This window comes from Novosphingobium malaysiense, from assembly GCF_000802225.1.
Taxonomy (GTDB): Bacteria; Pseudomonadota; Alphaproteobacteria; order Sphingomonadales; family Sphingomonadaceae; genus Novosphingobium; species Novosphingobium malaysiense.
The window spans coordinates 425,909-452,226 of record NZ_JTDI01000007.1 but is presented as its reverse complement, the minus strand read 5'-3'; the positions used below and the strand labels follow the sequence as shown (position 1 = coordinate 452,226).

General features: G+C 66.2%; 30 protein-coding genes. 8 read left to right on the top strand and 22 right to left on the bottom strand.

What is annotated here, in order from left to right; all coding sequences use genetic code 11:
• Positions 1 to 200: 200 nt before the first annotated feature.
• Positions 201 to 500: a CtrA inhibitor SciP gene (gene sciP / locus LK12_RS21635; protein WP_039289487.1), complete on the bottom strand. Its 300-nt coding sequence runs from the start codon at positions 498 to 500 to the stop codon at positions 201 to 203.
• Between the two features lie 485 nt (positions 501 to 985).
• On the opposite strand from sciP, the gene mnmA reads away from it, so the two are divergent.
• Positions 986 to 2,149 carry a tRNA 2-thiouridine(34) synthase MnmA gene (gene mnmA, locus LK12_RS21630; RefSeq protein ID WP_052223668.1) on the top strand — a complete coding sequence of 388 codons (1,164 nt, stop codon included), beginning with the start codon at positions 986 to 988 and terminating at the stop codon, positions 2,147 to 2,149.
• Between the two features lie 46 nt (positions 2,150 to 2,195).
• Positions 2,196 to 3,596, top strand: a complete 1,401-nt coding sequence (locus LK12_RS21625; RefSeq protein WP_052223667.1) for a S41 family peptidase — start codon at positions 2,196 to 2,198, stop codon at positions 3,594 to 3,596.
• A 13-nt stretch (positions 3,597 to 3,609) separates the two neighbouring features.
• On the opposite strand, the gene LK12_RS21620 is transcribed toward LK12_RS21625, so the two are convergent.
• Positions 3,610 to 4,005 carry a hypothetical protein gene (locus tag LK12_RS21620; RefSeq protein WP_039289482.1) on the bottom strand — a complete coding sequence of 132 codons (396 nt, stop codon included), beginning with the start codon at positions 4,003 to 4,005 and terminating at the stop codon, positions 3,610 to 3,612.
• A 32-nt stretch (positions 4,006 to 4,037) separates the two neighbouring features.
• On the opposite strand from LK12_RS21620, the gene LK12_RS21615 reads away from it, so the two are divergent.
• Positions 4,038 to 5,183, top strand: a complete 1,146-nt coding sequence (locus LK12_RS21615; RefSeq protein WP_039289726.1) for a serine hydrolase domain-containing protein — start codon at positions 4,038 to 4,040, stop codon at positions 5,181 to 5,183.
• 27 nt (positions 5,184 to 5,210) lie between these two features.
• On the opposite strand, the gene LK12_RS21610 is transcribed toward LK12_RS21615, so the two are convergent.
• Together LK12_RS21610 and pdxH are read right to left on the bottom strand one after the other, a co-directional pair.
• A complete protein-coding gene (locus LK12_RS21610) occupies positions 5,211 to 6,143 on the bottom strand; it encodes a cation diffusion facilitator family transporter (RefSeq protein ID WP_039289479.1) in 933 nt (310 codons plus the stop codon).
• Complete coding sequence (gene pdxH / locus LK12_RS21605; RefSeq protein ID WP_039289477.1) at positions 6,140 to 6,751, bottom strand: pyridoxamine 5'-phosphate oxidase; 612 nt, start codon at positions 6,749 to 6,751, stop codon at positions 6,140 to 6,142. Before pdxH ends, LK12_RS21610 begins: the two co-directional genes overlap by 4 nt.
• A 223-nt stretch (positions 6,752 to 6,974) precedes the next feature.
• On the opposite strand from pdxH, the gene LK12_RS21600 reads away from it, so the two are divergent.
• From LK12_RS21600 to fabI, 3 genes are all read left to right on the top strand, one after another.
• Complete coding sequence (locus LK12_RS21600) at positions 6,975 to 7,928, top strand: DnaJ C-terminal domain-containing protein (protein WP_039288854.1); 954 nt, start codon at positions 6,975 to 6,977, stop codon at positions 7,926 to 7,928.
• A 75-nt stretch (positions 7,929 to 8,003) separates the two neighbouring features.
• Positions 8,004 to 9,020, top strand: coding sequence for a YihY/virulence factor BrkB family protein (locus LK12_RS21595; RefSeq protein WP_052223666.1), 1,017 nt, complete (start codon positions 8,004 to 8,006; stop codon positions 9,018 to 9,020).
• A complete protein-coding gene (gene fabI / locus LK12_RS21590) occupies positions 9,017 to 9,838 on the top strand; it encodes an enoyl-ACP reductase FabI (protein ID WP_039288851.1) in 822 nt (273 codons plus the stop codon). Before LK12_RS21595 ends, fabI begins: the two co-directional genes overlap by 4 nt.
• 81 nt (positions 9,839 to 9,919) lie before the next feature.
• Here the strand turns inward: fabI and LK12_RS21585 are convergent, their stop codons facing one another.
• The 9 genes from LK12_RS21585 to LK12_RS21545 all read right to left on the bottom strand — a co-directional run bounded on the left by LK12_RS21585 (position 9,920) and on the right by LK12_RS21545 (position 17,585).
• On the bottom strand, positions 9,920 to 10,531 hold the full coding sequence (locus LK12_RS21585) for a hypothetical protein (protein WP_039288840.1): 612 nt from the start codon (positions 10,529 to 10,531) through the stop codon (positions 9,920 to 9,922).
• Positions 10,532 to 10,648: 117 nt separating this feature from the next.
• Positions 10,649 to 11,164 (bottom strand): demethoxyubiquinone hydroxylase family protein, encoded by a 516-nt coding sequence (locus LK12_RS21580; RefSeq protein WP_039288838.1) that lies wholly within the window; start codon positions 11,162 to 11,164, stop codon positions 10,649 to 10,651.
• Positions 11,161 to 11,661 carry a disulfide bond formation protein B gene (locus LK12_RS21575; protein ID WP_039288835.1) on the bottom strand — a complete coding sequence of 167 codons (501 nt, stop codon included), beginning with the start codon at positions 11,659 to 11,661 and terminating at the stop codon, positions 11,161 to 11,163. Before LK12_RS21575 ends, LK12_RS21580 begins: the two co-directional genes overlap by 4 nt.
• 14 nt (positions 11,662 to 11,675) lie before the next feature.
• Positions 11,676 to 13,037 (bottom strand): S41 family peptidase, encoded by a 1,362-nt coding sequence (locus LK12_RS21570; RefSeq protein ID WP_039288832.1) that lies wholly within the window; start codon positions 13,035 to 13,037, stop codon positions 11,676 to 11,678.
• Positions 13,038 to 13,153: 116 nt separating this feature from the next.
• Positions 13,154 to 14,389, bottom strand: a complete 1,236-nt coding sequence (locus LK12_RS21565; RefSeq protein WP_039288830.1) for a murein hydrolase activator EnvC family protein — start codon at positions 14,387 to 14,389, stop codon at positions 13,154 to 13,156.
• A gap of 172 nt (positions 14,390 to 14,561) precedes the next feature.
• Positions 14,562 to 14,987 (bottom strand): 23S rRNA (pseudouridine(1915)-N(3))-methyltransferase RlmH, encoded by a 426-nt coding sequence (locus tag LK12_RS21560; RefSeq protein ID WP_039288827.1) that lies wholly within the window; start codon positions 14,985 to 14,987, stop codon positions 14,562 to 14,564.
• 102 nt (positions 14,988 to 15,089) lie between these two features.
• Complete coding sequence (gene rsfS, locus LK12_RS21555; protein WP_039289720.1) at positions 15,090 to 15,437, bottom strand: ribosome silencing factor; 348 nt, start codon at positions 15,435 to 15,437, stop codon at positions 15,090 to 15,092.
• A gap of 163 nt (positions 15,438 to 15,600) precedes the next feature.
• Positions 15,601 to 16,278, bottom strand: a complete 678-nt coding sequence (locus tag LK12_RS21550; RefSeq protein WP_039288824.1) for a nicotinate-nucleotide adenylyltransferase — start codon at positions 16,276 to 16,278, stop codon at positions 15,601 to 15,603.
• A 5-nt stretch (positions 16,279 to 16,283) separates the two neighbouring features.
• Positions 16,284 to 17,585: a glutamate-5-semialdehyde dehydrogenase gene (locus LK12_RS21545; protein ID WP_039288821.1), complete on the bottom strand. Its 1,302-nt coding sequence runs from the start codon at positions 17,583 to 17,585 to the stop codon at positions 16,284 to 16,286.
• A gap of 303 nt (positions 17,586 to 17,888) precedes the next feature.
• On the opposite strand from LK12_RS21545, the gene LK12_RS21540 reads away from it, so the two are divergent.
• Both LK12_RS21540 and LK12_RS21535 read left to right on the top strand, forming a co-directional pair.
• On the top strand, positions 17,889 to 19,025 hold the full coding sequence (locus LK12_RS21540) for a M23 family metallopeptidase (RefSeq protein WP_156135579.1): 1,137 nt from the start codon (positions 17,889 to 17,891) through the stop codon (positions 19,023 to 19,025).
• A 4-nt stretch (positions 19,026 to 19,029) separates the two neighbouring features.
• Positions 19,030 to 19,449 (top strand): bactofilin family protein, encoded by a 420-nt coding sequence (locus LK12_RS21535; RefSeq protein WP_039288819.1) that lies wholly within the window; start codon positions 19,030 to 19,032, stop codon positions 19,447 to 19,449.
• A 34-nt stretch (positions 19,450 to 19,483) separates the two neighbouring features.
• On the opposite strand, the gene LK12_RS21530 is transcribed toward LK12_RS21535, so the two are convergent.
• Genes LK12_RS21530 through LK12_RS21490 form a run of 9 tightly spaced genes read right to left on the bottom strand, consistent with a single transcriptional unit; the run spans position 19,484 to position 25,922 of the window.
• Entirely contained in the window at positions 19,484 to 19,846 is a 363-nt protein-coding gene (locus LK12_RS21530) for a HesB/IscA family protein (protein WP_039288816.1), read from the bottom strand.
• Entirely contained in the window at positions 19,843 to 20,379 is a 537-nt protein-coding gene (locus LK12_RS21525; protein WP_039288814.1) for a GNAT family N-acetyltransferase, read from the bottom strand. Before LK12_RS21525 ends, LK12_RS21530 begins: the two co-directional genes overlap by 4 nt.
• Complete coding sequence (locus LK12_RS21520; protein ID WP_039288811.1) at positions 20,376 to 20,852, bottom strand: SUF system Fe-S cluster assembly protein; 477 nt, start codon at positions 20,850 to 20,852, stop codon at positions 20,376 to 20,378. The genes LK12_RS21525 and LK12_RS21520 overlap by 4 nt, the downstream gene beginning before the upstream one ends.
• On the bottom strand, positions 20,849 to 22,048 hold the full coding sequence (locus LK12_RS21515; RefSeq protein ID WP_039288808.1) for an aminotransferase class V-fold PLP-dependent enzyme: 1,200 nt from the start codon (positions 22,046 to 22,048) through the stop codon (positions 20,849 to 20,851). Before LK12_RS21515 ends, LK12_RS21520 begins: the two co-directional genes overlap by 4 nt.
• Positions 22,045 to 22,794 (bottom strand): SufD family Fe-S cluster assembly protein, encoded by a 750-nt coding sequence (locus LK12_RS21510; protein ID WP_039288806.1) that lies wholly within the window; start codon positions 22,792 to 22,794, stop codon positions 22,045 to 22,047. The genes LK12_RS21515 and LK12_RS21510 overlap by 4 nt, the downstream gene beginning before the upstream one ends.
• The gene (gene sufC / locus LK12_RS21505) at positions 22,791 to 23,534 is read right to left on the bottom strand and encodes a Fe-S cluster assembly ATPase SufC (RefSeq protein WP_039288803.1); all 744 of its coding nucleotides are present in this window, start codon (positions 23,532 to 23,534) and stop codon (positions 22,791 to 22,793) included. Before sufC ends, LK12_RS21510 begins: the two co-directional genes overlap by 4 nt.
• A 2-nt stretch (positions 23,535 to 23,536) precedes the next feature.
• Positions 23,537 to 24,028 (bottom strand): endonuclease domain-containing protein, encoded by a 492-nt coding sequence (locus LK12_RS21500; protein ID WP_039288802.1) that lies wholly within the window; start codon positions 24,026 to 24,028, stop codon positions 23,537 to 23,539.
• Positions 24,028 to 25,515, bottom strand: a complete 1,488-nt coding sequence (sufB, locus tag LK12_RS21495) for a Fe-S cluster assembly protein SufB (RefSeq protein WP_039288799.1) — start codon at positions 25,513 to 25,515, stop codon at positions 24,028 to 24,030. Before sufB ends, LK12_RS21500 begins: the two co-directional genes overlap by 1 nt.
• Positions 25,512 to 25,922 carry an SUF system Fe-S cluster assembly regulator gene (locus tag LK12_RS21490; protein WP_039288797.1) on the bottom strand — a complete coding sequence of 137 codons (411 nt, stop codon included), beginning with the start codon at positions 25,920 to 25,922 and terminating at the stop codon, positions 25,512 to 25,514. Before LK12_RS21490 ends, sufB begins: the two co-directional genes overlap by 4 nt.
• Positions 25,923 to 26,318: the final 396 nt, after the last annotated feature.

Sequence of the window (26,318 nt, the reverse complement as noted above, 5' to 3'; positions counted from 1 at the left end):
AAAATCGTTGATGCCGCCATATACCTGCATACCGTAAGTGGCAACGGAGGCTCGCCTTGGAGTGGACGGGCATCGACGAACGACTTGATTGCCCAAAACAGGCTTCGCATGCGCTGTTTATTTCACAAAATATGCAAAAAGCGGCGGTGAAACTATATTCACCGCCGCTTTTCATGTCGTTTCCGCTAGGAAGATGGCACTCAGTATTTCTGCTGGCGCTCGTAAAGATCGCGGTAGTGTTGAATTCTGGTCACACGCAGACCCTGCATACCCGAGCGGTCGACTGCACGCTGCCACGACGCAAATTCCTCTAGTGTGAGCGAATACCGTTCACAAACTTCGTCGATTGTCAGCAGCCCGCCATTGACCGCGGCAACGACTTCCGCCTTGCGGCGCACGACCCAACGCGTCGTGTTCGGCGGCGGCAATGACTCCAGAGTCAGCGGTTCACCGAGAGGCCCGATAACCTGGGCGGGACGGATTTTCTGGTTCTCGATCATCTTTACCCTCGTCCGCCGGTGCTGCTTTTGCCGGCGACAGGGGGAGTATTGCCCTCACCAGGCTTGCAATAGGCTGAAGCAGTTGGGTTAACGGGTTTTGATAAACCTTCATAAGTAGTTAGCGTGGAGGCCGCGCAGTCGTCGAAACTCCCGCGAATCCGAAGCCTCACGGGCTTTGTTTCCGGTGCAAGGAGGGTCCGCACTTCATGGGCGGCAAACAGCCGTGTACGCAGGTCCTGCCAGTCGAGCGGGGACTGAAAGCCCCCGAACGCGTCATCCGCGCGACCCTGCGGCTGACCCGATGCGCAGGTTTTATGGTCGTGAGCGATGTTCATCCCTGCCATATACCCGCGCATTGTCAAAGGACGGTAAAGATCGGCCTTACGTTTCGTTGAACATCGTTAACGAAATTCGGTGTTCGCGCAGCCGCCCTGCGCAGGCTTCGAAGGTAGGAAAATCGCCCGAGGCGCTGTATGGGGCGGCACATGAGCCCCCTCTCCGACCTTCTTGCAGACCTCGCTCCGGCCGAGGTCTGGCAGCTGCCCGAGCCGCTACACGAGCGGCGCATCGTCGTTGCCATGTCCGGCGGGGTCGACAGCTCCGTCGTTGCCGCGCTGGCGGCCGCGAGTGGCGCCGAGGTGATCGGCGTGACCCTGCAGCTCTACGACTATGGCGCCGCCACCGGCCGCAAGGGCGCCTGCTGCGCCGGCGACGACATTCGCGACGCGCGCGCCGTCGCCGACCGTCTGGGCATCGCGCACTACGTCTTCGACCACGAGAGCAGCTTTCGCGAAGAGGTCGTCGAGCGTTTCGCCGACGACTACCTTTCAGGTCGCACGCCGATCCCCTGCATCCGCTGCAACATGGGACCCAAGTTCACCGACCTGCTGGCCATGGCCCGCGAACTCGGCGCCGACTGCCTCGCCACCGGGCACTACGTACAGCGCGTGATCGGTCCGGCCGGACCCGAACTGCACCGCGCCGCCGATCCGGCGCGCGACCAGAGCTACTTCCTCTACGGCACGACCGAGGAACAGCTCGACTTCCTGCGCTTCCCGCTCGGCGGTCTGCCCAAGACCGAGACCCGGCGCCTCGCCGAAGCGGCGGGCCTGCGCGTGGCCGCCAAGCCCGACAGCCAGGACATCTGCTTCGTGCCCGATGGCGACTATGCCAAGGTGGTCCGCTCGGTGCGCCCCGAGGGCGAAGCGCCCGGCGAGATCGTCCATGCCGAGACCGGCGACGTGCTCGGCAGCCATCGCGGCGTGATCCACTACACGGTCGGCCAGCGCCGCGGCCTCGAGATCGGCGGCCAGCCCGAACCGCTCTATGTCGTGCGCATCGATGCCGATGCCCGCCATGTCGTGGTCGGTCCGCGCCGTCTGCTCGCCACCGCGTCCGCCCGGATCACCGAGACCAACCGCATCGGCCCGCTGCCCGAGGGCACCCCGCTCACCGCCAAGGTCCGCTCGCTCGCCAAGCCGGTGCCGATCACGCTCGACGGCCCCTTCGGCGACAATGCCGAAGCGACCATCCGCTTCGCCAATCCCGAATACGGCGTGGCGCCGGGACAGGCGGCGGTGATCTATGCCGGCGAGCGGGTGATCGGCGGGGGCTGGATCGAAGCCACCGAACCCGCCATAACCGCCTGACCGCAAAGCACTTCGTGCCCGATCGGGGCTACAGGGGGAAGTTTCGATGCTGCTTGGTCTTCTTGCCGGTGCCGCGCTTGCGGCGCAAACGCCATCCGCTGCCACGCCGTGGGAACAGGCCGGCCCGCTCCAGCCGATCGTGACCGGGGACGGCCATACCGACCCCGCCGTTCGCGGCACCTGGCGCTCGCGCGGCTACGGCTGGATCGTCGATATCGATGAAGACGGCGTCACCCGCTTCCAGAGCGGCGACACCTGCTACCGCCCGCCGCAGGAAGATGGGCCGCTCACCGACATGTCTTCGGTCCACTATCGCTACTTCCGCACGCTTCCCGGCGGGAAGTCGGCCATCTTCCAGCTTCTCGCGGGCGATACCAATGTCGTCTTCGATCGCCTCGACTCCCTGCCCGCGGCCTGCCTCTCGCCCGTGGACGCCAAGCCGCAAGTGGTCGCCGATGCCTTCCTCGATCATTTCGAACGGCACTATGCCTTCTTCGACCGCCGCCCGCCCGACTTCGCCGCCCGCGCCGCAAAGCTGCGCGCCAGGATGCACCCCGACATGGACGACGCCGCGCTTTGGGCAGCGCTGGGGGCGTTCATGGACGGCCTTTCCGACAGCCACACCAAGCTGATCGGCATGGTCGACGGCAAGAAGCGGCGCATCCAGGACGGTCAGGGCGAGACGCTCCCGCGCATCCGCGGCGGCATGGGCGAAGGCGCGTGGCTCACCCAGCTCATGGCACAGGCCCGGGCAGGCCTCGGCGATACGGCCCATCAGGTCGCGCAGGACCGCATCATCTGGGGCGTGATCGACGGGCGCGTCGGCTATCTGCAGGTCTTCGTCATGGGCGGCTTCACCGACCGCGAGGACTTCGCCTCTCCGGAATGGGCCGCGGCCGAACTGGGCGCGCTCGACAGCGCTCTGGACGAGGCCTTCACCGCATTCGGCGGGCTCGATGCCGTCATCGTCGACCTGTCCAACAACCGCGGCGGCTGGGACGCGGTGGCCAAGGCGCTGCCCGGCCGCTTCACCGAAAAACCCTATGTCGGCTTCACCACCCGCGCGCCCCGCGCGGGCCTCGCGCCGTTTCCGCACTGGATAAAGCCGGCCGACGGTCCACGCTTCGACGGCCCGGTCTACCTGATGACCAGCGACGTGACCGTGAGCGGCGGCGAACTGGCGACGCTCGCATTCCGGCAGCTTCCGCAGGTCCGTCAGGTCGGCACCACCACGCGCGGTTCATTCTCGACGCCGCTGGCCAAGCCCCTGCCCAACGGCTGGCTGCTCGAACTTTCGAACGAGGTTTTCGCCGCGCCCGACGGCACCATGTTCGAGGAAACCGGCATCGCCCCGCAGGAGCGGCTGGAAATCTACGATCCGGCCGATCCGGTCGCCAGCCACTGGCAAGCCGTGCTGGCGGTTGCAGGCGAAGCGGCGCGCGACTGACTTAGCGCGACGTTCAATCCTGCCACGGTTCGAGCTGGCAACCAGCCTTTTCGTCGAACGTGGCGCTCTGATGTCCCAGCAGCGGCAGGCCGGCGGTCACCGTCCTGGTCTCGTCGTCATCCGAAAGCGAAACCGCAGACGCGACCGGTCCCAGGCCCGCGACCGCGAGATCGCCTTCGCAGCTGTCCAGCGAGCGATGCGACACATACCGGCATACGCATCCGACACGCGCGCCGTACGCCGAGCCGACCAGAACCCGTTCGCGCATGTCGTTCCACGACCACGCGAGCGCCAGTGCCGCCCCGAGCAGGACCACGATGACCAGATTGCGCAGCCAGCGCGAAGGCTGGCGGGTGGGATGGGCAGAAGCGTGTTTGTCCCCCGTCCGCCGTTTTCCGGGTGTTGCCATTCGCCTGCGCCTCGCACATCACACCGGGCGTCATGCCGGTTCGCCGACTTCCCCATATCCTCGCCCTGCTCGCCCTGCCAACCCTGTGGGGCTGTGGACAGTCCGCGCCACAAGGACCGGCGCCGCCCAGTGCCGCTTCGCTGGCCGCGATTACCGATGATGGCGGCGCGCCCCGCGAACCGCTCGGCCGCGCCATCGACGCCCTGTTCGACAGCGAAGCCGTAGGCAGCACCGCGGCGCTGGTGGTGATGAAGCGCGGCTCGGTGATCGTCGAGCGCTATGGCGAGGGTATCGACAAAGACACACGCCTGCCGGGATGGAGCATGGGCCAGTGCGTGACATCGCTGATGATCGGCCAGCTTGTCAGCGACGGACGCTTGCGCCTCAACGAATCCGCGCCGGTACCGGCCTGGCAGCGACCCGGAGACCCGCGCGGTGTCATCACGCTCAAGCAGTTGCTGCAGATGCGCTCGGGCCTGCGGCATGTCGAGACGACGGACAGCGAGGACGACGAAAACCGCGAGTCAGACCGCCTGCGCATGCTGTTCCTCGACGGCCGCGACGATATGGCGGCCTATGCCGAGGCCCAGCCGCTCGAAGCGCCGGCCGGCCGGGTTTTCGAAAATTCCTCGGCAACGCCCGTCATTCTGTCCGATCTCGCCGCGCGCGTGCTCGAACCCGGCCACGACCCGGCGCGCCGCCGTCGCGCCGTGGGCGAGTTTCTCAGGAACCGGGTGCTCCTGCCGATCGGCATGGATTCCACGCTGGTGGGATACGACCGCGCAGGCACGATGATCGGTGCGGCCATGATCCACGCCGATGCCCGCGACTGGGCCAAGCTGGGCGAGTTCCTGCGCCACAAGGGCTCGGTCAAGGGCGCCCAGATCCTGCCGCGCCGGTGGATCCAGTTCATGCTCAGCCCGTCCCCGCGCAACGATGCCTATGGCGCCGGAGTCTGGCTCAACCATGCGCCGGCGGGCGACCAGGCACGGCTCTATCCCGGCACCGCCCCGAGCAACCTGTTCGCCTGCCTGGGCGAACACGGCCAGTACGTCATCGGTTCGCCCAGCCAGCTGCTGACGGTAGTGCGCCTGGGAGAAAGCGACGCGGTGCAGGAACGCGCCTTGCACGATCGCATGGGCGCGCTGATCGCGCTGTTTCCCGGCTGGAAGGACTAGGCCCCCCCGCGAGCAGGCGCGGCGAACCTATTTGGCCTCCACCCGGATCGGCGGCAGCACGTCCTTGCCGGCATCGCCCACTTCGTCGACCAGTCCTTCCGGATCGGGATGGATCAGGATCTCGACGTCGGGGAACTCGGCGTGCAGGCGTGCCTCGATCTCGTCCATGACCTTGTGGGCCGCCCGAACGGTCAGCTTGGGGTCCACCCAGATATGGAACTGCACGAAGTCCTTGTTGCCCGAGGTCCGGGTGCGCAGGTCGTGCACACCGGTGATGTCGGGATAGCGTGCCAGCACGTCCAGGAACCGCTGTTTCTTCGCTACCGGCCACTCGTGGTCCATGAGCTGGTCGAGGACGTGCTTCGACGCTTTCCACGCACCCCAACCCAGCCACAGAGCGATGCCGAAGCCGAACACCGGGTCGGCGCCGCGAATGCCCGCGTACTGGTCAAGCGCCAGCGCCGCGATGACGGCGAGGTTGAGCAGCAGGTCGGACTGGTAATGGACGTTGTCTGTGGTGATCGCGAGGCTGCCCGTCTTGCGAATCACGTGGCGCTGCCAGGCGAGCAGGGCGAACGTCACCACAATCGCGGCCACAGAAACGGCGATACCCTCGCCAGCGGCCTGAACGCGCCCGCCGGCAAGGAACTGCTCGATAGCGCGGCTGGCAATGCCCAGCGCCGAGATCGAGATCAGGACGATCTGGAACAGGGCCGCGATCGCCTCTGCCTTGCCGTGCCCGAAGCGGTGCTTGTCGTCCGCCGGCTGCGCGGCGATCCACACCCCCAGCAGCGTCGCGAGGCTGGCAACGAGATCGAGCACGGTGTCGGCGAGGCTGCCCAGCATCGCCGTCGACCCCGTCGACCAGGCCGCCCAGCCCTTGATCGCCAGCAGCAGCGAGGCCGCAGTGATGCTGGCGATCGCCGCGCTGCGGTTGAGATGGCCGTGCTCCGCGCTCATGGATAGAGCAGCGTGCTGGACCAGCCGCCATCCTCGCCGCGCACGAAACGGCGGCGTTCATGCAGCCGGTGCTCCCGATCGTGCCAGAACTCCAGGGCCGAAGGCACCACGCGATAGCCGCCCCAGTGTGCCGGACGGTCAACCTCCTTGCCCTCGAAGCGTTCGCGCGCCGCTTCGTAGCGGGCCAGGAACGTCTCGCGGCTGTCGAGCGGTGCCGACTGGTCGGAGGCCACGGCTCCCAGCTGCGAATCGCGCGCGCGCGAATGGAAGTAGGCATCGGCCTCGTGCGCCGTCACAGGCTGCAGATGGCCCTCGATGCGAATCTGCCGGCGCAGGCTCTTCCAGTGGAACAGCAGCGCGACGTTGGGATTCGCGGCAATTTCACGGCCCTTGCGCGAATGCCCGTTGGTGTAGAACACGAAACCGTCTGGACCATACCCCTTGAGCAGCACCATGCGCACCGAAGGATGCCCATCCGGAGTTGCCGTAGCGAGAGCCATGGCATTCGAATCGTTTGGTTCGGTGGTCCGGGCCTCGTCGTACCAGGCCCTGAACAGGTCGATGGGATCGCCGTGCGGAACGACTTCGCGTGCCAGGTCATTTTCCATGGCGATTTCCTGATGCGATTGACACGGTTTACACTGTCCTGCGGGAAGAATGGGAGAAGGTATCGCTTCTCGCCCGTGTCGCGGCGGTCCGCCTTGATCCGGAACAATTCACTTGGGCACGAAGCGGCATAACCCAAGCGATAGCCGCCGCGCACGCAGTAGGAAAGCGCACAGGCATACATAACTTGCCGTAAGCCCCGAGGACACCTAGCTAAGCGTCACTATGGCAGCAGATCCTTATACCACTCTCGGCGTATCGCGGGGCGCGAGCGAAAAGGACATCAAGTCCGCCTATCGCAAGCTTGCGAAGGAGCTCCACCCCGACGCCAACAAGGACAATCCCAATGCGGCGGAGCGTTTCTCCGACGTTACCCGCGCCTACGACCTCCTGTCCGACAAGACCAAGCGGGCCCAGTTCGACCGCGGCGAAATCGATGCCGACGGCAATCCGACGATGCCCTTCGGCGCCGGAGGCAGCGGCGGTTTTGGCGGAGGCGGCGGCCAGCGCGGATTTTCCGGGGGTTTCGGCGGCAACGAGGGTATCGACCTCGAGGACCTGTTCGGCGGCATCTTCGGCGGTGCTGGCGGGCGCGGTGCCGGCGGTATGGGCGGCGGCGGAGGCTTCGGTGGCATGGGCGGCCGCAGCCGTGCCGCGCCGCGCGGTTCCAACGTGGCCTATCGCCTCTCCGTTCCGCTCATCGACGCGGCCGAGCGCAAGGACCAGCGCATCACCCTTTCGAACGGTTCGACCATAGACCTCAAGCTGCCGGCCGGCGTCGAGGACGGCACCCAGATGCGCCTCGCCGGCAAGGGCGACCCCGGACCGGGCGGCCCCGGAGACGCGCTGATCACCATCCAGATCCAGCCGCATCCCTTCTTCACGCAGGAAGGCGACGACTTGCGTCTCGACCTGCCGATCACGCTCGACGAGGCTGTCAACGGCGCCAAGGTCAAGGCGCCGACCGCCTCGGGCGCCGTCATGCTCACGGTCCCGCCGGGCTCCAGTTCGGGCAAGGTCCTGCGGCTCAAGGGCAAGGGCATGACCCGCAAGAACGGGACCCGCGGCGATCAGCTGATCACGCTCGAGATCGTCTTGCCCGAAGACGACAAGGATCTCGCCAAGCGCCTCGAAGGCTGGAAAGACGACCGCGACGTCCGCAGCAAGCTGGGCGTTTGACGGGATTTCCACTGCGAACTCGCCCAAACCGCCGGCCAAATTGCGCCGGCGACCACCAGAGCCTATGACCGGGACGTGCACGTCGATCCGCCGATAGAACCCGCCGGCCCGCCAGACCTCACGCCCGAGGGACGCCGGCGCGAGGCTCTTCTCGAAAGCGAGGGGCTGGGCGTGAGGATCAAGCGGCGCGCAGGGCCGGGGTCTCGGGTATTCGCCATCATCACCCGTGTCGCAAACGGGGCCTGGAACGACGGGTTCATCCATGCCGGCAACCTCGCCTACATGACGTTGCTGGCGCTGTTTCCTTTTTTCATTGCGGTCGCAGCGATCTTTTCGGCCATCGGCGAAGAGGGTCGCCTCGGCGCGTCGATCGATACCGTGTTGCGCGCGATGCCGCCGCGTGTAGCGGAAGTCCTCGGCCCCGTTGCCCATGACGTCGTGGAGGCCCGGCATGGCTGGTTGCTGTGGGTGGGCGGCCTGTTCGGCCTGTGGACGGCGACCAGCCTGATAGAGACCGTCCGCGACATCCTGCACCGTGCCTATGGCACCACCAAGCGCAAGCGCTACTGGCGCTACCGGCTGCTTTCGACGCTGCTCATCTTCGGCGCGGTGCTGCTGCTGCTGATTTCCCTGTCCTCTCAGGTGCTGATCTCCGCGACGCAGACAGTGGTCTTCGCACTGTTTCCCCAGCTCGACACCCTGTCGGACCAGATCGCGATTTCCAGTGTCATCACCGCCGGGGCCCTGTTCGGGTCGATCTATATGCTGTTCTACCTGCTTACCCCGGCCGATTACCAAGGCCGCCTCTATCCGAAATGGCCGGGCGCGACGCTGGTAGCGGCGTGGTGGTTGCTGGTGGCCTTCATGCTACCCAAGGTCCTGCGCAACTTTTTCGTGTACGATCTGACCTATGGAAGCCTCGCCGGGGTGATGATCGCACTTTTCTTTTTCTGGCTTGTCGGCTTAGGGATGGTGGTGGGCGCCGAACTGAATGCGGCACTCGCGGAATCGCCCGAAGAGAGGGACATGCTCGGACGATCCTCCACGGCCAGCGCGCCGCACGAAAACAAAGCACGGGAAGAACACGAATGACAGGTTTGATGCAGGGTAAACGCGGCCTGATCATGGGCCTTGCCAATGACAAGTCCCTGGCCTGGGGTATCGCCAAGAAGCTGCACGAACAGGGGGCCGAGATGGCCTTCTCATACCAGGGCGAAGCGCTGGCAAAGCGCGTGCGGCCGCTCGCCGAAAGCCTGGGCAGCGATTTCCTGATCGATTGCGACGTCTCGTCGATGGAAGCGCTCGATGCGGCTTTCGCGACGCTGGCCGAGCGCTGGCCGACCATCGACTTCGTCGTCCACGCCATCGGCTATTCGGACAAGAGCCAGCTGCGCGGGAAGTTCTACGACACCACGCTCGACAACTTCCTGATGACGATGAACATCTCGGCCTACAGCCTCGTCGCCGTCACCAAACGGGCAATGGCGATGATGCCGCCACTGGTTGATGGAAAAGGCGGCGGCTCGATCCTCACGCTCACGTACTACGGCGCCGAAAAGGTCGTGCCGCACTACAACGTGATGGGCGTGGCCAAGGCGGCGCTGGAAAGCTCGGTGAAGTACCTCGCCAATGACTGCGGCCCCGAAGGCGTGCGCGTCAACGCGATTTCCGCTGGCCCGATCAAGACGCTGGCCGCCAGCGGCATCGGGGATTTCCGCTATATCCTCAAGTGGAACGAGCTCAACTCGCCGCTGCGCCGCAACGTCACCATCGACGATGTCGGCGGTGCCGGGCTCTACCTCCTGTCCGATCTCGCCTCGGGCGTGACCGGCGAAACGCATCATGTCGATGCCGGCTATCACACCGTCGGCATGAAGCAGGAAGACGCCCCCGACATCGCGCTGGGATAACCTGCGAGGGAGGAAGATACGAAAAAGGCCGGGAGGAACCCTCCCGGCCTCTCGTTTGACTGTGGCTGGAACCCGTCCGGCCTACTTGGGCTCGGTTTCCGGCTCCTTTACCGGCGTTTCCACCGTTGCCGCGCCGCTTTCATCGTCGGCAGCGGCATCTTCGGCCTGCTGCTTCTTGTCCTGCGCGAAATAGGCCTTTTCCGCCTCTTCCACCCGCTTCTGCTGGGCGGCCGCCTCGGCGTCGATGGTCGAGAGGCGCTTCTGGCGTTCTTCCGCAATCAGTTCGCTGAACTTGACGTCGGTGCCGTTCTCCTTCTCGGCATAGGCCTTGTCGATCAGCTGCTGGGTGCATCCCAGCGAGCCGCCGGCACCCACCGGTGAGCAGCTCAGCGTACCGAACGACCCCACCGTTTCATAGGACTGCACCTTTTCCGTCCAGGCCTTGGACTTGGGCGAATCGATCCCGCGCAGCGGCTTGGGAATGCGGTAGCGCTCCGCTTCCGGCTTGCGCGCGCAGACCGTGATCTCGTTGTCGGTCGATGCCGGACAGGGATCGTCGCCGTAGACGATGAGCTGGTTGACCCGCTCTCCCCCCGGGCTCGTCACCTCTTCCTCGTCCTGCGCCAGGGCAGGCACGGCCGCCAGGGTCAGTCCCAGGGTGGTGGCGGCAATGGCAGTCAGAAAGCGGGGCATCGGGGGCTCCAATCGTTCGAATGTAACGCTTGCGGACTCCCTATAGGGGCGTCCGGCCTTGAACGATAGCTTAAGCGCCGGGACAAACCTTGCGCGAAAACAACTCGCTGGCGAAATTCAGAGGCGTTCCGACAGCTTGATCGCCGCGCGGCAGCCGAGACGAATCGCGTTGAAGAGCAGCGGATAGGCGGGCGCCTTTTCCGCGCCGGCCGCCAGCGCCGCGTCGCGATGCTCGCGCTCGTCGTCGCGGAATTCGCGGATGGTCTCGCCCAGTTCGGGATCGTCCTCGCCCAGTTCCTCGAGCTGCTGGCTATAGTGGCGATCGATCTCGGTCTCGATCGCCGCCGTGCAGGCCATGGCCGCTTCGGGACCGATCAGCGCGGTCGCCGCGCCGAGGGCATAGCCCGCCACGGACCAGACCGGCTGCAGCAGAGTGGGACGCACGCCGCGCTCGGCGATCATTGCGTCGAAGCGGGCACGGTGATCCTCTTCCTGCCGCGCCATGCCAGCCACTTCGGTCGCATGCGGGGCGCGCGACCCCATCACCGCGATCTGCCCGGCATAGATCCGCGTCGCGCCATATTCCCCGGCCTGGTCGACGCGCAGCATGCGCTCGCTTCGCGTTTCCGTCATGCCCGCACTCCTCGTCTTGCGTTTCCGCCCGCCGCGAGCAACGTGAAGATGGCCAGCGCTCCGGCGGTCGAGAACAGGAAGTTCCATCCCGCCAGCGATATCCCGAACAGGCTCCATTGCACCTCGTCACAGCGCACCACCGGCGCGTTCATGATCGCGTCGAGCGGATCGCTGCCGGCCGCGAAAGGACTGGCGGTGCAGGCCGTCAGCCCCTGCCACCAGCCATATTCGACGCCGGCGTGAAACGCGCCGATCAGGCCCGAAAGCAGGATGGCAAGGCCCGCGACCGCGACCAGCGGCCGCACCGGCCGCCAGAAGAACGCCAGCGCGGCGAAGACCAGCGCGAACATATGCGGATAGCGCTGCCACCAGCACATCTCGCAAGGGTAGAGCCCGAAGACGTACTGGCTGACATAGGCCCCTCCCAGCAAGGCTGCGGGGATGCCCAGAGCCAGCCAGCGGGCTGCCCGAATGGGAACGGCAACGGGTACGGCCATTGTCTCCTGCCCGATCAGTCCTTCGGCTTCGCGGCCGCAGCCAGAGCCGGTTTGCCGCCGGTACGCTCGAGCGTCGAGATCGCGTAGTGGAGCTGGAAGTCCTCGATCCCCTTCTGCTTGAGTTCCTCGGCGGAGATCTTGAAGCGCGGATCCTGCGTATCGTCGGTTTCCAGATCCTTGTCGTCGAGCGCGGCCTCGTTGATCAGGTGGCCGCGCAGGTCTGATTCGCGCACCGCACGTTCGGCGCGGGCGCGGGCATCGGGGTCGGAAAGCTGCGGCACCTTGATGTCGGGGATGATCCCGCCTTCCTGCACCGAGTGGCCGGACGGCGTGAAGTAGCGCGCCGTCGTCAGCTTCACTGCACTGGTGGGATCGAGCTGGATGAAGGACTGTACCGAGCCCTTGCCGAAGGTCCGCTCGCCCATCACCACCGCGCGGTGCTGGTCCTGCAGCGCGCCGGCGACGATCTCGGACGCCGAGGCCGAGCCGGCATCGACCAGCACGATCACCGGCAGACCCTTGGCGGCATCGCCCTTGAACACCGTCTCGGCACGGTAGAACTGGTTCTCGCTGGCAAGGCGTCCACGCTGCGAAACGATGTCGCCGTGATCGAGGAACAGGTCCGAGAGCGCCACGGCTTCGTCCAGCGAGCCGCCGGGGTTCGAACGCAGGTCGAGCACGAGGCCGACGAGGTGGCCGCCCCCCTTGACCGCGGCCTGCTTCTTGAGGTCGCCGATCGCCTTGTTCACATCGATGCCGACATTGCGCGAGAACTCGTTCACGCTGATGACGCCGACGTTGTCCTTGAGCTCCCAGGTCACCGGCTGCAGTTCGATGACGCCGCGCGTGACGGTGACGTCGAAGGGTTCGTCGCGTCCGGGGCGATACACGGTCAGCTTGATCGTTGTGCCGGCGGGGCCGCGCATCTTCTCGACCGCCTCGTCGAGATCGCGGTCGTAGTAGAGCACGCCGTTGATGTGGGTGATGTAGTCGCCCGCCTTGAGCCCGGCCTTTTCCGCCGGGCTGCCCTTGAACGGCGAGACGATCTTGACCGCCCCGTCCTCTTGCACGACGGAGAGGCCGAGGCCGGTGTACTTGCCGTCGATCATCGTCTCGAGCCGCTGCAGCGAGGGCCCGTCGAGATAGTTGGAATGCGGATCGAGGCTGGCGAGCATGCCGTCGATGGCGCCCTTGACCAGCTTGTCGTCGTCGACGGGGTCGACATAGTTCTGCTTCACCAGCTCGTAGATGGTGAAGAGCTTGTCGAACTCGTGATTGACGCGGCCGTCGACCGCCGCGAGGCCGGACGTTGCGGCGGGAATCGCGGCCACGGCGGATACCAGCAAGGCGGCGCGCATGAGGGGGGCGAATTTCATCGGGCGGTATGCCTCTCGTACTTCACTTCCGGCACCGGGCCGGGCGGGTTTTCGAAGCCGATCCTACCGGCCCTTGGCGGCAAACGCCAGTGGGGCCGGACGAGCGGCAATGTGCATTATAGCGAACGGATATATTGCAGGGGATTAACGGGATTCCCGTCGCGGCGCAGTTCGACCATCACCTGCGGGCGGCCCGGGCCGGTCATGCCGATCGGCGAGCCGGCAACGACATTCTCGCCGACCGCCACGTCGAGGCGGGCCAGCCCGGTTACCAGCGAGGTCCAGCCGCCGTCGTGCTCGATGATGACGATACGGTCGAACCCACGATAGGGCCCGGCAAAGGCGACGCGGCCCGGCGCAGGCGAAACCACCTGGGCATTGGCGCGCGTGGCTAGCACCAGCCCGGAGGAGCGCGCCTGTCCGGGGGCATCCTCGCCGAAGCCGGTCACGACGCGGCCGGTGACGGGCAGCATGTAGCTGGGCAGGCCCTGGGGCGGGGGCGTGAACTGCGAGGCCGCGACCACTTCCGCTTCCTCGGGCCGCGGGGGACGCATGATCGGGCCGGGCAGGGCCGCAAGCCGTTCGCGCAATTCCCCCTGCTTGCCCATTTCCTCGACCAGATCGCCCAGGTCGCGCGCTTTTTCCGCCAGAGCCAGGGCGCGCTCGCTTTCGCGTGCGGCAACGCCGCTGGCCTTGCGGCTGGCGAGCCGCTGACTTGATTCGATGGCTGCGAGCCGCTGGCGCCGCTCGCGCATCTCGGCTTCGGTCTTCGTGAGCTCCGCCTCGGCGGCCTGCGCGCTCCTTTCCAGGGCCCGTCCACGCTCGATCGCGACACGCAGGTCGGCGGTGCGCGACTGTACCTCGGGCAGCACGGTATCGAGCAGGGCGCGCATGTAGACTGCATCGCGCACCGATCCGGGGCGCAGCAAGGCCAGCAAGGGTGGTCGGCGCGAGAGCCGCTGCAACGAGCCCGTCAGCCGCGCCAGCGGCTCCTGCTTGGTCGCCAGCCGGGCCCGCAGGTCCGCTTGCTGCGAAGAGATGATATCGAGCTTAGCCTGTTGCGCCGCGAGCGCCGCTTCGGTTTCCTGAATGCGCGCTGCCACCGCAGCGGCCTCGCGCGCCGTCTTTTCCGCCTTTTCGGTCACCTGCCGCGCCCGCGCTTCGAGCTTTTCGGCCCGCTTGCGCGCCGCCTCGCCCTCGCGCCGGGCCGCCAGCATGTCTTCCTGCGCCTTGGTGGCATCGGCCGTCGGATCGAGCACCGCCAGCGCGCCCTGCTGCGTCAGCGCCTGTGTGGCGACGACGGCGCAGGCACTGGCGGCGACGATGAGGGCAAGGCGCAAGGCTGGCTTCACAGCGCCCTACCTAGAGGGACGCGAGTCGCGCGGGAAGAGGGAAGTGTCGTCGCGTAACGCCGTCATCCCAGCGCCGGCAGCGAACGCAGGCGGCATCGCGCACCGTCCGATGTTGGCTATGCCGGTCCCAGTCTTCGCCGGGACGAGGTTGATAGTGAACGATGCGGACACCCTATCCCGACCGGTGATAGGGATGCCCCGCGAGGATGGCCGTCGCTCGCCACAGTTGTTCGGCCAGCATCGCGCGGGCCATGAGGTGAGGCCAGGTCATCTTGCCGAAGCTCAGCAGGTGGTCGGCCCTGGCGCGGGCTTCGTCGCCATGGCCATCGGCGGCGCCGATCAGGAAGCGGCACTCGCGCACGCCCTCGTCGCGCCAGCGGCCGAGCAGCGCCGCGAACTCCTCGCTGGTCATGGCCTTGCCGCGCTCGTCGAGGAGCACTTCGCGACAGGGAGTCTGGGCCGGAGGCGGGACCTTGCCGCCGGTGTCCGGCAATTCGCTGTGCTTGAACGGCCAAGTAATCCGCCGGGCATACCGCTCCAGCAGCTCGGCTTCGGGCGAGCGGGCTATCTTTCCGCGGGCGATGATGTGCAACAGCATTTGGAGACGCGCGACACGCCCTGGCGCTTGTCGCGCGGCTTTCCTCTCGCGTTTGCCCGGTCGCTCGTGCGCCGGGCTGATCCTAGCGGTCGGACGCGGCGATCAGGCCGCGCCGGACGGTCCGTCGAAGCCCCACATCCTTTCCAGGTTGTAGAAGCTGCGCACTTCCGGACGGAAGAGGTGGACGATCACGCCGCCCGCATCGACGAGTACCCAGTCGGCCGCCGGAAGCCCCTCCACGCGGGGATTGCCGAAGCCGGCCTTCTTGAGGCGTTCGCCGAGTTTCTGTGCCATGGCGGCAACCTGCCGGGTCGAACGGCCCGAGGCGATCACCATGAAATCCGCAATGCTGGATTTGCCTTCCAGGTCGATGGTCACGAGGTCCTGAGCCTGATCGTCGTCGAGAGACTGCAGGACAAGGGTCAATAGCGGATCGTCGCTTTCGACCATCGCCGGGGGCGAGGTGCCGGTAGAGGCCGGCTGTATCTGTGCCTGTGGCATCTAGTTAGGTTCTGCTCCTTTCAGGATTGTACTGACAAGATGGGGATCATCTTGCCGCGTTCAATCGTATGCTGGAAAAGCCGGGTGCACGGGAAAAGGGCCGGAAGGCCGTTCACGCTGCCGTTCCCGGGACAAGGCGGTGGGTGACAGCATCCCGGAGGGATAGGGTACGCGCTGGCCGCGTCCCGGATGTCCGGGCCCAGTCCGGATCGGTTTGGCGTATCGCCGTTGCCGACCGCGTATCGGGGTCGAATCGCAATGTCACAAGCGCAGGTGCGCTCCACCTTTCCGGACCACGAAGACTGGAAACAGGCCGCCGGAACTGCCTCAACCAGGCCATCGCGGGGCTCGCGAGGGCAGCGGCATCATACCCCGGTCGGGCGATGACCGCAATCGGCATCAGCTTCGCGATGGCGCGCCAATCCTTCCACTTGTGGAATTGGGCCAGGTTGTCTGCCCCCATCAGCCAGACGAAACGGCGCCGGGGATAACGCCGCAGCAATGCGCGCAGGGTGTCGACGGTATAACGCGTGCCGAGCTCGCGCTCGATCGCGGTCACGCGGATACGCGCGCGCCGCGCCTGCCTGCGCGCAGAGGCCATCCGCACTGGCAGCGGGGCCATGCCTGCGGTAGGCTTGAGCGGATTTCCCGGCGACACCAGCCACCACACCTCGCCGAGCGCGAGCGCCTCCATGGCGAAGAGCGAAATGCGCCGGTGTCCGCCGTGCGCGGGATTGAAACTGCCGCCGAGCAGCCCGACCGCCGGGCCGCAGCGCCGCTGCGATCCCATGGTGTTCAGGGCCGGGTCTGGCCGCTGCCGCGCACCTGCCACTTGTAGGTGGTCAGCCCTTCGAGGGCGACCGGACCGCGAGCGTGGAGACGGCCGGTGGCAATGCCGATCTCGGCCCCCAGGCCGAATTCGCCGCCGTCGGCGAACTGGCTCGAGGCGTTGACCATGACGATCGCGCTGTCGACTTCGTTGAGGAAGCGCGCCGCCGCCGCGTCGTCTCCGGTGACGATGGCATCGGTGTGGTGCGAGGAATGCGCGGCAATGTGATCGAGCGCGGCATCGAGCCCGTCGACGACGGCGACGGACAGCACGGCATCGAGGTATTCGGTATCCCAGTCCTCGTCGCTGGCCGGCAGGATGCGGGTATCGAGGGCCCGCGCCCGCGCATCCCCGCGCAGCTCGCAGCCGGCCTCGAGCAGCGCGGTGACGACAGCGCGCGAAGCGGGAAACTGCGTGTCGAGCAGCAGCGTTTCCATCGCCCCGCAGATGCCTGTGCGGCGCATCTTGGCGTTGAGCGCGACCTGCCTGGCCATTTCGGGATCCGCGGCGGAATGGATGTAGGTATGGCAAATGCCGTCGAGATGGGCGAGCACCGGCACACGGGCATCGGCCTGCACGCGCGCGACGAGGCTCTTGCCGCCACGCGGGACGATCATGTCGATGAGACCGGCCGCAGTGAGCATGGCGCCGACGACGGCGCGGTCCTGGGTGGGGACGAGCTGGATCGCCGCGGCGGGAATGCCCACGCTTTCTAGCCCGCTGGCGAATGCCGCCTGGATCGCGCGGTTGGAATGCAGCGCTTCGCTGCCGCCACGCAGCAGCACCGCGTTGCCCGAACGCAGGCACAAGGCCGCGGCATCGGCCGTCACATTGGGCCGGCTCTCGTAGATGATGCCGATCAGGCCGATCGGGATGCGCACGCGGCTAAGCTTCAGGCCGTTGGGCCGCTCGCTCGCATCGATCACTTCGCCCACGGGATCGGGGAGCGCCGCGACCTGTTCGACGGCATCGGCGATCCCGGCAAGCCGCGCGGGATCGAGCCGCAGGCGATCGAGCATGGCGCCCGTGAGCCCCTTTTCCTCGCCGGCGGCAACGTCGCGGGCATTGGCTTCGAGGATGGCCGGCTGCGCATCGCGCAGCGCCTGCGCGGCCGCGCGCAGGGCTTCGGCTTTCTGGTCGTCGCTGAGGCGCGCGAGCACCCGCTGCGCCGCGCGCCCTTCGCGGGCCATGCCCGCCACGAGGGCCTCGGGCGATTCGATGGAGGACCTCTCGGCCTGGTCCACTACACTGGTCGTCTGCACGTTCATGGCTCGCCGCCTAGCACCGAAGTCGCAATTTGTCATCGATTCCGGGTACGCCGGGCGCTGCCGCTGGAATGCCGTGGCCCGTCCCGAAACGGGACGGTCTACCACCTTTTTTCCCTTTGCGGATTGACACGATTCGACTTCGACTCGCCGGCCAAACCTGTGGAGTTCCCTCAACTCACCGCATCGAACTTTCAACTCACCCTGTTTCTGCAATGGTTTACGGTGAGCCGATTCGCCTTGCCCCCCCTCCCCTGCTAGCCACCCATTTCGGGACTGAGATTGCAAAATCGAAGCGGGGTCGTTTTGAACATCACATCAGCCGGGGCGCTCTTGTCGCGCCTGCGGGCCGCCTTTCCGGATCGCGAGTTCATTATGCGCTCGCAAGGACAGGTCCGTTTTATCAGAATTTCTTCCAGGCTGCAGATGGTGGCCGCCGGAGCGACGGCATCTCTGCTGGGCGTCTGGCTGGGCACGATCGGCGCCGCGGCGCTCGCCCAGGCAAGTGCGGAGGCCGAACAGGCCTCGCTGCTCCATCGCGAGGCGGCCGTCGTCAAGTCGGAAAACCGCGTTGCGGCCTATCGCGACAACATCCGCGAAACCACCGAGGACCTGCGCCGTCGCCAGCACTTCATCGAGCAGATGGTGGAAGCGCATATCGGCGACCTGCCCAATGACGCGAAGACAGGCGAAACCGTCTCGGACAGCGCCGGCGAAGCCGCCGCGATGGTCAAGAAGGTCAGCGCCACCGTGCCCGAAGCGCGCGGTCTCGCCCGGATCGAAGCCGATCAGCTCGCTTTCGTCGAGCGCATGACCCGCTACGCGGATCGCCGCTCCGACGCGGCCAGCAGCGCGATCCGCAAGCTCGGCCTCAATCCCAATGCGATGATCGCCAACGCCAAGGGCGGCGAAGGTGGTCCGCTGATGCGCCTCGCCACTTCGGCCGACGGCAGCCTCGACCCGCGCTTCCAGCGCATGGGTGCCAGCCTTGCCCGCATGGACGCGCTGGAAAACGGCCTCGCCTCGATCCCGCAGGTGAGCCCGGCGCATGTCGCCTACGTGTCCTCGAGCTACGGCTATCGCTCCGACCCGTTCACCCACGCTGCGGCCTTCCACGCCGGTCTCGACTTCCCCGGCCCGCGCGGTTCGCCGATCTACGCCGCCGCCAAGGGCAAGGTCAGCTTTGTCGGCCGCCGTCATGGCTACGGCAACTGCATCGAGATCAGCCACGGCAACGGCCTGATGACCCGCTATGCGCACCTTTCCGGCTTCAAGGCCCACGTAGGCGAGAAGGTCGCCGCCGGCACCGTGATCGGCGCGATGGGCAGCACCGGCCGTTCCACCGGCCCGCACCTGCACTTCGAAGTCCGCGTCCACGGCCGTCCCGTCAATCCGCGCCCCTTCCTCGAGGCCGCTCGCAATGTTCAGCAAAAAGACAGCTAATTCTATGGCCCGGACCACCCCCAGCGCCCGTTCTGCCGGCACTCCCACTTTCTCGATGCTCGGCAGCGACACGGCCATCACCGGAAACATCGAGGCCAGTGCCGACCTTCATGTCGACGGCCGCGTCGAAGGCGACATCACCTGCAATTCCCTGGTTCAGGGCGAGGGCAGCGAGATTACCGGCGCCATCCGCTCCGAAACGGTCCGCGTGGCCGGGCTCGTGCGTGGCACGATCGCCGCGCGCGACGTGGTGATCCTGAAGACGGCCCGCATCGAAGGCGATGTCGCGTACGATTCGCTCACCATCGAGCAGGGCGCGCGCCTCGAGGGCCGCCTGAGCCCCAATGGCGGCCAGACGCCCCCGGCAATCGTGCAGATCCCCGCCTCGCGCGAAGCCGACCTGGTTCTGGAAGACGCGAACTGAACTTCGCGCAGGGGGCGGACGCCATCCGCCTCTATCAGACCGTAAAGCTCTCGCCGCAGCCGCAAGCGCCCTTGGCGTTGGGATTGTCGAACACGAAGCCGGCGGTGAAGTCGTCTTCCTGCCAGTCCATCGTGCTGCCGATCAGGTAGAGCACCGAGGCACTGTCGATGTAGAAGGTGCCGCCCGGCGTCTCGATCTTCTCGTCGAACTTTTCTTCCTCGGTGACGTAGTCGACCGAGTAGGCAAGGCCCGAGCAGCCCCGGCGCGGGGTCGAGAGCTTGACGCCGATCGCGCCTTCGGGCGCCTGGCTCATCAGCTTGGCGATACGCGCTTCGGCGGCCGGGGTGAGAACGACGGCAGCCGGATGGGCCCGGACGGGCTTGGTTGTCGTGGTCATAGCTTCTTTTCCCAGAACTGCGCGGTCCCCGCTTCGGGGTCGAGCGCGTAATTTGCATAGCCGAGCGCGGCGTAGAGCGCCTTTGCCCGTTCGTTGCCGCCCAGCACTTCGAGCGTGACCTTGCAGGCCCCGCGTGCGCGGGCCTCGTCCTCGACCGCCTGCATCAGCGCACGGCCGATTCCGCGCCCGCGCAGGCCGGGCAGGACCGCAAGATCGTGAATGTTGATCAGCGGCCGGGCCGCGAACGTAGAAAAGCCGGTGAAGCAATTGGCGAGGCCTACGGGTTCGTCCCCCTCGGCACCGTCGAACGCGAGCAGCGAAAAGGCGCCGGGGAAGGCATTGAGCGCTGCCACCAGCCGCTTGCGCACCGAATCGTCGAGCGGCTCGCCGCCGCCCATCGGATCGCGGGCATAGGCATCGAGCAGCGTGACGACCGCCCGAGCATCGGGTTCGTAGCCATAGTCCGCCAGCCGCACCGTCACATCGGCCGGTGCAGCCTCCGTCTTCGTATCGGGGGCCAGCGTATCGCTCATAGCATTCCCAGTTCCAGCTTCGCCTCGTCGGACATCTTGGCCATGTCCCACGGCGGATCCCAGACGAGATTCACCTCGCAATCGCGCACGCCCGGCACCGCGGCCACGCGCAACTCGACTTCACCCGGCATCGATTCGGCGACCGGACAATGCGGCGTGGTCAGCGTCATGATGACCGAAACCGAGGATTCGGGCGAAACCTCGACGCCGTAGATCAGGCCGAGATCGTAGATGTTCACCGGGATTTCCGGGTCGAAGATCTCCTTGAGCGCAGCGATCACGGCATCGTAGACCGCGCCGCCCGGTTCGCCCGGATTGTCGCCCTGCGGTTTCTCCGAGAGGAAGCCTTCCAGGTAGTCGCGCTTTCGCTCGAGCTTGTCCGGCGCGCTCTCCGCGTCCTGCACGCGCGCCCGCGGCGGCTGGCTGGCCGCTTCGACTTCCTCGACCTGGAACTTGCGGTGTTCGTCGCTCATCCGAAGATTCTCCTGGTGCGCTCGATCCCTTTCAGGAGCGCCTCGATATCGCTGTCATCGTTGTAGAGGCCGAAACTGGCCCTTGCGGTCGCCGGGACGCCTAGATGGTCCATCAGCGGTTGCGCGCAGTGGTGTCCTGCCCGGATCGCCACACCCTCTTCGTCCAATATGGTGCCGAGATCGTGCGGGTGAACCCCGTCGAGCGCGAAACTGACGATTCCGACCGAGTCCGCGGGCCCGAACAGGGTCACGTCGTTGCGCTTGCCCAGTTCCTCGCGCAGCTTTGCGGCGAGCTCGCGCTCGTGCCGCTCGGCGCGGTCAAGCCCGACGTCGGTTAGCCAGTCCATCGCCCTGGCCATGCCGAGCACTTCGACGATCATCGGCGTGCCCGCCTCGAAGCGCTGCGGCGCCGGGGCGTATGTCGTCTTCTCGAAAGTCACGCGGTCGATCATCGCGCCGCCACCGTGCCAGGGCGGCATGGCATCGAGGATGTCCTTGCGCGCCCACAGCACGCCGACACCCGTCGGGCCATAGAGCTTGTGCGCGGAAAAGACGTAGAAGTCGCAGTCCATGGCCTGAACGTCGAGCGCGATGCGCGGCGCGGCCTGGCAGCCGTCGACCAGCAACCTTGCGCTCACCCCATGGGCGAGATCCGCCGCGCGGCGCACGTCGAGCACCGAGCCGAGCACATTGGACACATGCGCAAGTGCAACCAGCTTGTGCGCCGGGGTCAGCATGCGCTCGGCGGCATCGAGATCGATCCGGCCGTCGGCGGTCAGCGGGCAGACGTCGATTTCCACGCCGGTCCGCTCGCCCAGCATCTGCCAGGGCACGATGTTCGAATGGTGCTCAAGCGTCGAGAGCAGCACGCGGTCGCCCGCCTCGAGGTTTTCGACACCCCAGGTCTGCGCCACTAGGTTGATCGCCTCGGTCGCGCCGCGGGTGAAAACGATCTCGTCCTCGGCGCCATTGACGAAGGCCGCGGTGCGCCGCCGCGCCGCCTCGAAAGCCAGCGTCATGTCGGCCGAGCGCGCATAGACGCCGCGATGCACCGTCGCATAGTCGCGGCCCAGCGCATTGACCGTCGCATCGATCACCGCTTGCGGCTTCTGCGCCGTCGCCGCCGTATCGAGATAATGCCAGCCGCCGGCGAGACCGGGGAACTGGTCCTTCAGGGTCAGCGTCGCCGTGGTCACAGGCCCGTCTCCACCAGGGTGCCCAGCCGCGCCAGCGCCGCTTCGCTCAGCGCTTCCTCGTCCGGTGCGCCGGTGAAGGCTTCGGCGATGAAGGCCTGCAGCATGAGCCGCTTGGCCTCTGCCGGCGGCAGCCCGCGGCTCATCAGGTAGAACAGGCCGTCGGCGTCGAGTTCACCGACCGCGCAGCCGTGCGCCGCCTTGACGTCATCGGCGAAAATTTCGAGTTCGGGCCGGGCATTGGCCGTTGCTGTGCGGTCGAGCAGCATGGCCCGCACCGACTGTTCGGCATCGGTCCCGTCCGCGCCGCGCGCCACGGCAATACGGCCGAGATAGGTGCCGGTGGCATGGTCCGCGAGCACCGTGCGCACGACCTGCGCGGAGGTCGCGTTCGGTCCCGCGTGATGGACGTCAGTGACGATTTCAAGCGTTTCGGTTCCGGTCGCGAGCTGCGCGGCCCCGAGCGTGAAGTCGGCGCCTTCGGCCAGCGTGACGTCGAGAGCGATGCGCCCGTACACGGGACCGGCGGAGAGCACGCGCAGATCGAACGTGGCGCCCTTGCCGACCGAAATGGAAATATGGCGCGCGACGGCGTCCGAACCGTCGAGGACGATCTGCAGCGTATCCTCGGCGCCATCGGCAACGGCGATGTCCTCGCGCACGACAGGCCAGAGCGTGCCCAGCGCGTCGATATCGGAATAGCGGAAGTCTTCGTCCTTCCGCGTCGGGAGGGCGGCTACTTCACTCACGCGACCACCGCCTCGTAGCCTTCATCCTCGAGCTGGTGCGCAAGTTCCGGACCGCCCGACTTGACGATGCGGCCGCCCGCAAGGACGTGCACGAAGTCCGGCTTCACGTAGTCGAGCAGCCGCTGGTAGTGGGTGATCAGCAGCACGGCCTTGTCGGGCGCGCGCATGATCGAGTTGATGCCTTCGCCGACCACGCGCAGCGCGTCGATGTCGAGACCGGAATCGGTCTCGTCGAGGATCGCCAGCTTGGGATCGAGAATGCCCATCTGCACCATCTCGGCGCGCTTCTTCTCGCCGCCGGAGAAGCCGACGTTCACGGCACGCTTGAGCATGTCCATGTCCATCTTGAGCAGGCCGGCCTTTTCCTTGGCCAGCTTGAGGAATTCGCCGCCCGAATAGGGTTCCTCGCCGCGCCCCTTGCGCTGGGCATTGGCCGCCTCGCGCAGGAACTGGACGAAGGACACGCCGGGAATCTCGACCGGGTACTGGAAGCCGAGGAACAGCCCGGCAGCCGCGCGCTCGTGCGGTTCGAGGTCGAGCAGGTTCTGCCCGGCGAACTCCACCGAACCGCCGGTGACCTCGTAGCCGGGGCGACCGCCGAGCGTGTAGCCGAGCGTCGACTTGCCCGCGCCGTTCGGCCCCATGATGGCGTGGATCTCGCCCGGATTGATCGCGAGCGAAAGGCCCTTGAGGATGGGCTTGTCGGCCACGTTGGCCTGAAGATTGTCGATCTTGAGCATGGTCATCCTTCGGCCCCCTCGAATGCAGGAGCGGGCGTGTTGGCAGTCTGGCCGCGACGCGCGGCGCGCTTGTCGAACGGCTTGTTCACTTCGGTGTTGATGGCCTTCACCACGGGGTCGATATCGGTGAGCACCTGGGCATCGCTAAACCGCAGGACGCGGATACCGACATCGGCCAGCTTCTTGTCCTGCAGTGCGTCGACCTCGGCGTTGGAATCCGCGTCCGAAAGCGAAACGACGATCCAGCGCGAGGGGCAGGCGAAATCGACAATTGCCGATCCCACTACCGCCTGGCGCATGAAGCGGACACCGCCCAGCCGCGAGCCGGACAGTTCGGTCCAGAGCGCCTGCTGCGCCTCGGTCGGGTGACGGCGCAGGTCGCGCGCGCGTTCCTTGAGCTTCTCAAGCCGCGCACCGGTGACGTTGAACACGGCGCGGGCATCGGCCTTGGGCGCCGACGTGCTGCTCACGCCCAGAGTCTTGCGTTCCGACATCACCCCACACTCCCTTCAAGCGAGATGCCGAGCAGCTTCTGCGCCTCGACCGCAAATTCCATCGGCAATTGCTGCAGCACTTCCTTGGCAAAGCCATTGACGATCAGGCCCACGGCTTCCTCGGTATCGAGACCACGCTGCATGGCGTAGAACAGCTGGTCGTCGCTGATCTTGCTCGTGGTCGCCTCGTGCTCGATCTGCGCGCTGGGGTTCTTCACTTCGATATAAGGCACGGTGTGCGCGCCGCAGTCCTTGCCCAGCAGCAGCGAATCGCACTGGGTGAAGTTGCGCACGTTTTCCGCACCCGAGGCCACGCGCACGAGGCCGCGGTAGGTGTTGTTCGACTTGCCGGCCGAAATGCCCTTGGAGATGATCGTCGAGCGCGAGCCCTTGCCATTGTGGATCATCTTGGTGCCGGTGTCGGCCTGCTGGAAATTGTTGGTGACGGCGACCGAATAGAACTCGCCGACCGAATCCTCGCCGTTGAGCACGCAGCTGGGATACTTCCAGGTAATGGCCGAGCCGGTTTCGACCTGCGTCCACGAAATCTTCGAGCGCGCGCCCTGACACAGACCGCGCTTGGTCACGAAGTTGTAGATGCCGCCCTTGCCTTCCTCGTTGCCGGGGTACCAGTTCTGCACCGTCGAGTACTTGATCTCGGCGTCTTCCATCGCGACCAGCTCGACCACGGCGGCGTGAAGCTGGTTCTCGTCGCGCTGGGGTGCGGTGCAGCCTTCGAGATAGGAGACGTATGAACCCTTCTCGGCCACGATCAGCGTGCGTTCGAACTGGCCGGTATTCTCGGCATTGATGCGGAAATAGGTGGAAAGCTCCATCGGACAGCGCACGCCTTCGGGCACGTAGACGAAGGTGCCGTCCGAAAAGACCGCGCAGTTCAGGGCCGCGAAGTAGTTGTCATGCTGCGGCACGACCTTGCCGAGCCACTTCTTCACCAGCTCGGGATATTCGCGGATCGCCTCGGAGATCGAGCGGAAGATGACGCCCGCCTGCTCCAGCTCCTTGCGGAAGGTGGTGGCGACCGAAACCGAATCGAACACGGCATCGACGGCGACCTTGCGCGCGCCTTCCACGCCGGCGAGCACTTTCTGCTCCTCCAGCGGAATACCGAGCTTCTCGTAGACGCGCAGGATTTCGGGATCGACCTCGTCGAGGCTCTTGGGCCCGTCCTTCTTCTTGGGCGCGGCCCAGTAGTAGGCTTCCTGGTAGTCGATCGGCGGCACCGAAAGCTTGGCCCAGTCCGGCGGGGTCATTTCCAGCCAGCGGCGGTACGCCTTGAGGCGCCACTCGAGCATCCATTCCGGCTCTTCCTTCTTGGCCGAAATGAAGCGCACGGTGTCTTCGGACAGGCCCTTGGGCCCGAATTCCTGCTCGATGTCGGAGGACCAGCCGTGCTCGTATTCGGCCGCACGCGCGGCAGCCTCGCGGGCCGCGGCATCACGTACTTCGGGAACGGTTTCTTCGGTCATTCGACTTCCTCGGCAAGCTGGGTCAGCGGCACGTTCGCCAATGCGCCGCGCAAGGCCGCGTTCACGACGGGCCAATGGCTGCGCACGTTGCAGGCACTCTCCAGCGTACAATCGCTTTTCTGTGCATCGAGGCAGGCGGTGAGCGCGATCGGCCCTTCCACTGCCTCGACGATGTCCGCCAGCGTTATCGCCGCCGGCGGTCGGGCAAGCTTGAGACCGCCCCCGACACCGCGCGAAGAACGCATGAGGCCGGCTGCGGAAAGCTTGCTCACCAGTTTCTGCACGGTCGGCGCCGGCAACCCCGTTTCATCTGCGAGCTGCCCCGCCGATACGCGCGCGCCACCACAGTGCCGCGAGGCGGCAGACATGATGACAACGGCATAATCGGCCATGCTGGACAGGCGCATAAGGCTACGTTTTCCGGACCCGCAGTTAAATCGGATTGATTCTTTCCGATTTCACCTAGTGCAGCCCCGCCGCCGTTTCAATGGGGTTTCCCGGCACTTTCTCCAAACTCGATGCCGAAAATGGCGTTTCGCGATGGGAGAAGCCCCGATCAGAAAAAAGGCGGTTCCCGGCCGAAACCGGAAACCGCCATCAAGGTAAGTAAGGAACTCGTGCGCATCCCGCTACGAGCCCTTCGGGTCGCATGCCCCATGTATGCTGCGGTTGCGGCGATTTATTGTACAATTGCGACAAGCCGTGGCCGTTCAGACACAATGCAACCGATTGCGGATGCCATCGAAACAAAATTGTCGAGGCAGGAAGCAATTGAGCAGTGTCGCGACAGTGGGTATGCGCTT